Here is a 9,489-nt window from a genome sequence, read left to right as displayed (position 1 = left end):
GTCCACCCCCGACGCCACCAGATCCCACAACCCCTCCGGCGACGACACGCCACCCGGCAACCGACACCCCATCCCCACGATCGCGATCGGCTCGTGCCTGGCCGACTCGGTCCGGCGGATCTGCTCGCGCGCCTCGTGCAGGTCGGTCATGGCGCGGCGGAGGTAGTCGCGGAGCTTCTCTTCGTTGGTGGCGGGCGATGCGGAAGACATGGTGCTGTTTCTCCAGGGGTGTGGGGTGGGCGGCGGGGGCGGGAGGGAAGTGGCGGCCCTGGGCTACGTCGATCGGAAGTCGCTGTCGAAGAGGTCGAAGAGTTCGTCGTCGCTGCTGGCGGCGAGGCGTTCGCCGAGCGACGGCTCATCGGGGCCCTGCCGGTCGTGCTCGCCCGGTCCGCTGGCCGGGCGGATGTCGGCCACTGGTGAGGTGAGGGTGCCGAGCAGTCCCTGAAGACGTTCCGCGATGTGGTCGCGGCTGCTGTCGTCGGTGACGGCGGTGGCGAGTCCGTCCCGGATCCGGTCGAGCGCGTCCAGAACGGCCGGGAGGTCCGCCGGGATCTCCTGTGCTCCCTTCGGCAGTTCCTGTTCCAGGTGGTCGACGAGTGCCGCGGGTGTCGGATGGTCGAAGACCAGGGTGGCGGGGAGCTTCGTTCCGGTGGCCGCGGTGAGCCGGTTGCGGAGTTCGACGGCGGTGAGCGAGTCGAAGCCGGATTCTTTGAAGGAGAACTGCAGTTGGACCCGTTCGGCGTCCGGGTGCGCGAGCACCGAGGCGATCTCGGTGCGTACCAGTTCGGTGAGGGCGGCGAGCCGTTCGCCGCGCGGCTTCCCGGCGAGCCGTTCGGCCAGGGTGCCGGACGCCGCGGCCGTGGGCGGGGGCTCCTGGCCGGCCGCAGGATCCGGCGCGTCGGCACCGACCGAGGGTCCGGCAGTGGCGGCCGGGGGCACCAGGGTGTGCAGCACTTCGGGCACCACGCTCGCGTGTATGGTGCCGCGGGCGGAACGCGCGCACAGGCCGGCCAGGTCGAGGCGGATCGGCAGCAGTACGGCCTCGGTCCTGGCGGGGTCACAGGCCTCATCGAACAGTTCCAGTGCCTCGGCGGGGTCGAGGGGCAGGATTCCGGAACGGCGCAGCCGTGCCAGGTCGGCGGCGGCCAGGCTCACTCCCATGCCGTCGGCCCCCGCGCCACCGCCGTCACCCCACAGGCCCCAGGCCAGGGATACGGCGGGCAGGCCCTGCGCGCGCCGCCAGGCGGCGAACGAGTCGAGGAAGCTGTTGGCGGCCGCGTAGCCGGACTGGCCGGGGCTGCCGAGGGTTCCCGCGGCCGACGAGAAGAGGACGAAGGCGGACAGGTCCAGTTCGCGGGTCAGTTCGTGCAGGTGTGTGACCGCGTCCGCCTTGGCCCGCAGGACTGCCGAGATCCGTTGGAAGGTCTGCGCCGTGACGATGCCGTCGTCCAGCACACCGGCGGTGTGCACGACAGCGGTGAGCGGGTGCGCGGCGGGGACGGCGGCCAGGACGCTTTCGAGCGCCGAGCGGTCGGCGGCGTCGCAGCGGACGATGTTCACGACGGCGCCCAAGTCGGTGAGTTCGGTGGCCAGCCCGGCCGCGCCCGGGGCGTCCGCTCCGCGCCGGCCGGCGAGTATCAGGTGCCGGACGCCGTGCTTGGTCACGAGATGCCGGGCCACGGCCTTGCCGAGCGTTCCGGTTCCGCCCGTGACGAGCACGGTGCCGTCCGCGCGCCAGGGGCCGGAAAGGTTCCCCGACGGGGCGGCCCTCAGGGCTGCGCCCGCTTCCGGCTCGGTGGCGTCGCCGAGGCGACCGGCGGCAGCGCCCTGCCCGTTCGCACCGTGGGTGAGTCGGGGTACGAGGATCTCGTCGCCGCGCAGGGCAAGTTGGGACGCCCCCGAGGTGACGGCCCGCGACAGGGAGCGGTAGGAGGCGGCCCGGTCAGACGGGTCCGCGTCGACCAGTACGAAACGGCCCGGATGCTCGGACTGTGCGCTGCGCAGCAGCCCCCAGACGACGGCCGCGGCCGGGCGGACCGCGCTGGTGCCGGCCGCCACCGCCCCGTGCGTCAGCACGACCAGTCGTGCGTCGGTGAAGCGGGCGTGGGCCAGCCAGCCCTGCACCACGGCCAACGCACGTTCGGCCAGGTCGTGGGCGCCTGCGGCAAGATCATCCCCGTCGTGGCCCAACTCCACCAGGACGTGGTCGGGCAGGGGCGTGTCGGAGGCCGCGAGCGCGGCCAGATCGTCGTAGGTCCGTACGGGTGGCTGCACTCCGTCGCGTACGCCCTCAAGGAGGGCCTGGCCGGGATGGCCCAGGACGCCCCACTCCGCTGCCGTCGGCCTGGGACGGGAGTGCCCGGTCACCGGAGCGGAGGCCGACGTCCACTCCAGTCGGTACAACGGTGTGCTCCCCGTCTGCGGACTCTGGAACTGGTTCGCCGGGAGAGGGCGCAGCGTGAGCGAGCGGGCGGTGAGAACCGGGCGGCCCGTCGGGTCGGCCGCCGCGACGGTCACGGCGTCGGGTCCCGCCGGGGCGATCCGTACGCGCAGGGAGTCGGTGCCGCGGACGTGTATCCGGACGTCGCTCCATGAGAACGGCAGCAGGCCGTGGGCCTCGGTAAACTGCTCACCGAACCCGGTGGCGTGCGCCAGGGCATCCAGCAGGGCCGGGTGTATGCCGTACCGCGAGGCGTCGGCGGCCGCCTGGCCGGGGAGTCGGACCTCAGCGAAGACCTCTTCGCCACGCCGCCAGACGGCATGCAGTCCCCGGAACACGGGGCCGTACGTCACGCCCGCTTCCGCGAGACGCCGGTACTCGGCCGCGACGGCGTCCGCATCGAGGGCCACCGGGGTCGCGTCGGCCGGGGGCCAGGCGCCGAGCAGTTCCGCCGACGCGTGGGCACCGTCACCAGCCTCCTCGGTTCCGGGGGCGAGGGTGCCGGATGCGTGCCGGGTCCAGTCGGAGGGGGCGTCGGCCGCCCGAGCGGCGCCGGCGGGCTGGGAGTCGATGCGTATCGTACGGATGCCTTCTGCGTCGGGGCCGCTCAGCGTCACGCGCAGTCGGACTCCTTCTCCGCTCTCGGGCAGGACGAGGGGCGTGGCGAAGGTCAGCTCGGCGACCCGGGGGCAGCCCGCTTCGGTGCCCGCCCAGGCAGCGATGTCCAGGAGGGCCGCTCCGGGTACCACGGTGCGGTCCTGGACGCGGTGGTCGGCGATCCACGGGTGGGTGCGGACGGAGAGCAGCCCGGTCCGTACGGTACCTTCCCCGTCGGGCAGGTCGATGGCGGCCGCGAGCAGGGGCTGGTCCGCCGGCTCCAGACCGGTGGCGGTGAGGCCGGCGGCGGGGGCCGGGACGTCCAGCCAGTAGCGCGTGCGCTGGAAGGCGTAGGTGGGGAGGTCGACGGCGGATCCGTCGGCGTCACCGTGCACGGCCGCGAGGTCGACGGGGACGCCGTGGGTGTGGATGGTGGCCAGGGCCCCGAGACAGGTGGTCGTCTCGTCGCGGTCCCGGCGCAGCAGCGGCACCGTCAGCACGGGACGCTCCTGCCCGTCGGCGGGGGAGCCGGCCGTGTCGCGGTCCGTCGGGCCGTCCTGGTGCGGGGCGCCTTGTTCCTCTTCGCGCAGGCAGTCGCGGCCCAGGGCGGACAGCACGCCGTCCGGTCCCAGTTCGACGAAGGTGTCGACCCCCTGATCGCGCAGGGTGCGGAAGCCGTCGCTGAAGCGCACGGGCTCGCGCGCGTGGCGCACCCAGTACTCCGGGGTGCACAGGAGCTCGGCCGACGCGACCTCGCCGGTCAGGTTGGAGACCACCGGGATGCGCGGCTCGGCGTAGGAGACGTCGCGCGCGATCCGGGCGAACGGTTCCAGTACGGCGTCCATGTGCGGCGAGTGGAAGGCGTGGCTGACGGGCAGCGCCTTGGTGCGGCGGCCCCGCTCCCGCCACAGTGCGGCGAGCTCGGCGACCGCGTCCTCGTCGCCCGAGATCACGGTGGCGTCGGGCCCGTTGAGTGCGGCGACGGCGACCCGCGCCGGCCTGCGGGCCGTGAGTGCCGTGATCGTCTCCTCGATCTCGGCGCCGCCGGCCTGGATCGCCGCCATCGCGCCACCAGCCGGCAGCTCGCCCATCAGTCGGCCCCGCGCCGTCACCAGGCGGGCGGCGTCGGGCAGGGTGAACACTCCAGCGGCGTGGGCGGCGGCCAGCTCGCCAACCGAGTGTCCCAGGAGTGCGTCGGGGCGCGGACCCCATGCACTCACCAGTGTGAAGAGGGCGACTTCCAGGGCGAACAGCGCGGGCTGGGTGTACTCGGTGCGGTCGAGGAGGCCGGCCGCCGCGCTGCCCGGTTCCGCGAACATCACCTCGCGCAGCGGGCGGTCCAGGTGCCGGTCGAGTTCCGCGACCGCCTCGTCCAGGGCGCGGGCGAACACCTCGTACCGCTCGTAGAGCCGGCGTCCGGCGCCCGGCCGCTGGCTGCCCTGTCCTGTGAAGAGCAGTGCGGTACGGCGTCCGCGTGCGGCCCGGCCGGTGATCACTCCGGGTCCGTGTGCCGCGCCGGACGCCAGCTCCTTGAGGCCGCTCAGGAGTGCGGCGGTGTCCTGTCCGAGGACGACGGCCCGGTGCTCGAACGGTGTACGGGAGCGGACCAGTGTCCGCCCGACCGCGGCGGGGGACACGTGGGGGCGGGCAGCGAGGTGGTCGTGGAGTCTCTGGGCCTGGGCTCGCAGCGCCGCTTCGGTCCGGCCCGAAAGCGGCCAGGCGCCGCCGCCGGTGGCCGGTTCGGGCTCCGCCGCCGTGTCGTCCCCGTCCGGGACGCCCTCCAGGATCAGGTGTGCGTTGGTGCCGCTGGCGCCGAAGGAGGACACGCCGGCACGGCGCGGGGCGTTCCCCTGGCCGGGCCAGTCCTGTGTCTCCGTGAGCAGTTCCACCGCGCCCGCCGACCAGTGCACCCGGCTGGAGGGGCGAGTGACGTGCAGGGTGCGGGGCAGCCGTCCGTGGCGCATCGCAAGCACCGTCTTGATTATTCCGGCCACCCCGGCGGCGGCCTGGGTGTGGCCGATGTTGGACTTCAGCGAGCCGAGCCACAGGGGCCGTTCGGGGCTGCGGCTCGTGCCGTACGTGTGCAGCAGGGCCTGTGCCTCGATGGGGTCGCCGAGCCGGGTTCCGGTGCCGTGCGCCTCCACCGCGTCGATCTGGTCGGGGTCCAGGTCCGCGTTGGCGAGCGCCTCACGGATCACGCGTTGCTGGGCGAGGCCGTTGGGGGCCGTCAGGCCGTTGCTGGCACCGTCCTGGTTGACGGCGGAGCCACGGATGACCGCCAGGACGGTGTGGCCCTTGTCCACCGCGTCCGACAGGCGCATCAGGAGCAGCATGCCGACGCCCTCGGCGAAGCTGGTGCCGTCGGCCGCGTCGGAGAACGCCTTGCAGCGCCCGTCGGAGGCCAGGCCGCCCAATCGCGCGAAGTCGATGAACAGGTCGGGGGTGGACAGGACGGTCGCGCCGCCCGCGAGCGCCATGTCGCACTCCCGCTGCCGCAGTGCCTGCGCCGCCAGGTGCACGGCGACCAGTGACGAGGAGCAGGCCGTGTCGACGGTAACGGCGGGGCCCTCCAGGCCGAGGGTGTAGGCCACCCGGCCCGAGGCGATGCTGCCCGCGCTGCCGTTGACCAGGTAGCCCTCGAGGCCCGGCGGGATCTCGTTCAGCCGGGCGCCGTAGTCGTGGTACATGACGCCCGCGTACACCCCCGTGCGCGAGCCGCGGGCGGAGACCGGGTCGATGCCGGCCCGCTCGAACACCTCCCAGGAGGTCTCCAGCAGGAGCCGCTGCTGCGGGTCCATGGCCAGGGCCTCTCGCGGGCTGATGCCGAAGAACTCCGCGTCGAAGTCGGCGCTGTCGTGGAGGAAACCGCCCTCGCGGGAGTGGACGGCTCCCGACTCCGGGTGGTGGAGCGCGTCCAGGTCCCAACCCCGGTCATCGGGGAACGGCGAGGCGGCGTCGGTACCGGAGTCGACCAGTCTCCACAGGCTCTCGGGGGTGGTCACCCCGCCGGGCAGCCGGCAGCTCATCCCCACGATGGCGATGGGCTCGCGGGCGTCGTCCTCCAGGGCGTTCAGCCGTCGGCGCGTGCTGTGCAGCTCGGCGACGACCCGCTTCAGGTAGTCGCGGATCTTGTCATCGTTGGCCGTCATCGACCGGACCCTCCTGGCTTACGTGCTCGTGTCGGTGCGAGTGCGCCTGCTGCGGCGCTTCGGTGTGGGTGTGGGACGCGCACGGCGTCCCGCTCACAACTGGTCTTCGATGAACGCGAACAGATCGTCGTCGGAGGCGGAGTCCAGTCGCCCCAGCAGGTTGGGGTCCGCTTGCGCGCCGCGGCTTCCCGCGTCGGCGGCCGTTCGTGTGGCGCGGTCGCCGTCCCGTGGGACGTCGCCGACCACCGCCAGCAGTTCTGCGAGGCGTCGGCGGACGGCGTCACGCCGCGTGTCGTCGGCCGCCATCTCCCGGACCGCCCGGTCCAGGACGTCGATGCCCGACAGCGCCGTGGCGCCCGCGTCGTCCCGGCCCTCCGCCGCGAGGAGCTCCGCCAAGTGGGCCGCGAGCGCGTCGAGGTTGGGGTGGTCGAAGACCAGCGCCGGCGGCAGCCGCAGTCCGGTGACGACACCAAGCCTGTTACGCAGCTCGACGGCGGTCAGCGAGTCCAGACCGATCTCGCGGAAGGAGCGGACGGGGTCGACCGCGGTCTTGTCTGCGAAGCCCAGCACATCAGCCAACTGCGCCTGGGCCACGGCCAGGAGTTCGTCCCGCCTTTCCGCCGCGTCCAGGCCGGCCAGTCGCTCGCGCAGGGCTTGCGCCCGGCTCGGTGCGTCCGTGACCGCGGACGCCGCCTGTCCGCCACGACCCGTTCGCGCCGCGCCGCGCCGTACGGCGGGCGTCGCCAGCGCACGCAGCAGTAGGGGCACCGAGGCGGTCCCGTGCTCGGCGGCCTGCCTACGCAGCGCCGCCGTGTCCAGCCTCATCACGCAGATCTGCGGCACGTCCGCGGCGGCACCGAGCGCCCGGTCGAACAGTTCGAGGCCCTGCTCGTTCGTGAGCGGCGCGATGCCGGACCGCTCCATGCGCCGCAGGTCCACCTCGCCGAGACGGCCGGTGAACGTGCTGGCGGCGCTCCACAGTCCCCATGCCAGGGACGCTGCGGGCAGACCCTGCGCGTGCCGGTGCTGGGCCAGGCCGTCCAGGAACGCGTTGGCTGCCGCGTAGTTGGCCTGTCCGGCCCCGCCCAGCAGGCCGACCGACCCGGAGTACAGGACGAACGCCTTCAGCGGCATTCCCTCGGTCAGTTCGTGCAGGTTCAGCGCCGCGTCCGCCTTGGGGCGCAGCACGCGGTCCAGCCGTTCGGGGGTCAGCGCCTCGATGACGCCGTCGTCCAGGACGCCGGCCGTGTGGATCACCGCGGTCAGCGGGTGTGCGGCGGGGACGGTGGCGAGGGCCTCCTTCAGCGCCGCCCGGTCCGCCGCATCACAGGAGAGAATCTGGAACTGCGCTCCGAGACTGACGAGTTCACGCTCCAGTTCCGCGGCCCCGTCGGCGTCGCGCCCGCTGCGGCTGAGCAGCAGCAGATGCCGTACGCCGTGTGCGGTGACCAGGTGCCGGGCCAGCAGGCCGCCGAGGGTACCGGTGGCTCCGGTGACGAGCACGGTGCCCTCGGGATCGAACCCCGCGCCCTTCGCGATGCCCCCGTCTCCCGGAGTCGGCAGGACTGCCAGCCCGGGGGTCAGCATCTCCCCTGCTCGAACGGCCAGTTGGGGGATTTCGCTGTCGAGCGCGGTGGGCAGCGTCCGGTACGAGGAGTCCTGCCCGTCGTGTTCGACGAGGACGAAGCGGTCGGGGTGCTCGGTCTGCGCCGAACGCATCAGCCCCCACAGTGCCGATCCCGCGAGGTCCGTCCGGCGCGTGTCCGCCTCGGTGGCGACGGCGTGCTCGGTGAGCACGGCGAGACGTGCGGCGGCGAAGCGCTCGTCGGACAGCCAGCCCTGTACGAGGGCGAGCCCCCGCCGGACCGTGTCCCGTGCGCTGTCGGCCAGATCCGTCCCGTGCGGCGCGGCGGTGCCGGGACGGGCCCCGAAGTCGGCGAGGACGATGTCGGGGCGGTCCGCTCCGGAGTCCAGCGCCGTACGCAGTGCGTCCAGGTCGGGGAAGACCCCGACGCACCCCGTGCCGGGGTCCGCCGTCGCGTACCGTGCGGCGGCACCGCCCTGCCCGACGACCGCCCACCGGCGCGTGGCACCGGACGGGAAGGAGCCGAAGAGCCCCGTGGCAGACGGCGCCGTGCTCGCGATCGGGCTCCGCTGCCAGTCCACACGGTACAACGGCGCGGACGTCGTGCCGCCGACCAGTTCCACCAGCCGGTCCTGCGCGAGCGGACGCAGCACCAGCGCGTCCATCGACAGCACCGGGGCACCGGCGAGGTCGACGGCTTCGAGCGACATGGCCCCTTCTCCGGCCGGGCCCAGGCGGACCCGCAGCGCGTCGGCACCGATCGCGTGCAGCGTGATGCCGCGCCACGCGAACGGCAGCAGCACGGATCCGTCGTCGGGCCGCGACAGGAAGTCGCCCAGCAGCCAAGGTTGCAGAGCCGCGTCGAGGAGGCCGGGGTGCACCCCGAACCGCTCGGCGTCCGGCGCCGCGCCCGCGGGCAGGCGGACCTCGGCGAACACCTCGCCCTCGCGCAGCCAGACGGCCTCGACGCCGGCGAACACCTCGCCGTACTCGTATCCCAGCGCGGAGAACCGGTCGTAGAGCTCCGCCGCCTCCGCGCGGACGGAACCGCTCGGCGGCCAGGCCTCGCGGCTCCACTGCGGCCGGCCCGGGTCGGGGGCGGCGGCAGGGGTCAGTACGCCGGTGGCGTGTCGGGTCCACCGGCCGGTGTCCCCGTCTTCCGCCTCCGGCCGCGCGAACACGCTCACGCGGCGCCGGTCGGAGGAGTCGGGCTCGTCGATCACCACCTGGAGCCGGATGCCGCCGTGCACCGGCAGCGGGGCCTCGATGCTCAGCTCCTCCACGCCCGCGCAGCCCACGACCGCGGCGGCATGCAGTGCCATGTCGACGAAGGCCGTCCCGGGCAGCAGGGCGGTCCCGGCCATGGTGTGGTCGGCGATCCAGGAATGGGAGGTCGGGGAGATTCGCCCGACGAACAGCAGCTCACCGGACTCCGCGAGCTGCAGCGCGCCGCTGAGGAGCGGATGCTCCTCCCAGGTCATACCGAAGCGGGCCGCAGCTGAACTGCCGGTGCTGACGGGCGAGGACTGTGCCCAGTAGTGCTGGCGTTGGAAGGGGTAGGTGGGCAGGTCGACGGTACGGGCACCGGTGCCCTCGAACAGTACCGGCCAGGACACCTCCACGCCCTGGACGAACGCCTCCGCCACCGAAGTCAGGAAACGCCGCAAGCCCCCCTCCTCGCGGCGCAGTGAACCCACCGCACACACCTGCCGGCCCAC

Annotated in this window: 3 protein-coding genes; all 3 read right to left on the bottom strand. The window is 73.6% G+C overall.

Features of this window, described 5'->3' with window-relative positions; genetic code table 11:
• Nucleotides 1-210 (bottom strand): polyketide synthase docking domain-containing protein (locus AC0693_RS38475; protein ID WP_478804585.1); only part of this gene is annotated, 210 nt, incomplete at its 3' end.
• Nucleotides 211-273: 63 nt separating this feature from the next.
• Nucleotides 274-6,153, bottom strand: a complete 5,880-nt coding sequence (locus AC0693_RS38470) for a type I polyketide synthase (protein ID WP_478804586.1) — start codon at nt 6,151-6,153, stop codon at nt 274-276.
• Between the two features lie 126 nt (nt 6,154-6,279).
• Nucleotides 6,280-9,438, bottom strand: coding sequence for a type I polyketide synthase (locus AC0693_RS38465; RefSeq protein WP_478804584.1), 3,159 nt, complete (start codon nt 9,436-9,438; stop codon nt 6,280-6,282).
• Between the last annotated feature and the right edge of the window lie 51 nt (nt 9,439-9,489).

Source organism: Streptomyces sp. NPDC043876 (assembly GCF_056435825.1).
Note: the sequence above shows the minus strand (reverse complement) of the source record. Positions and strands in the feature narration are given on the sequence as shown.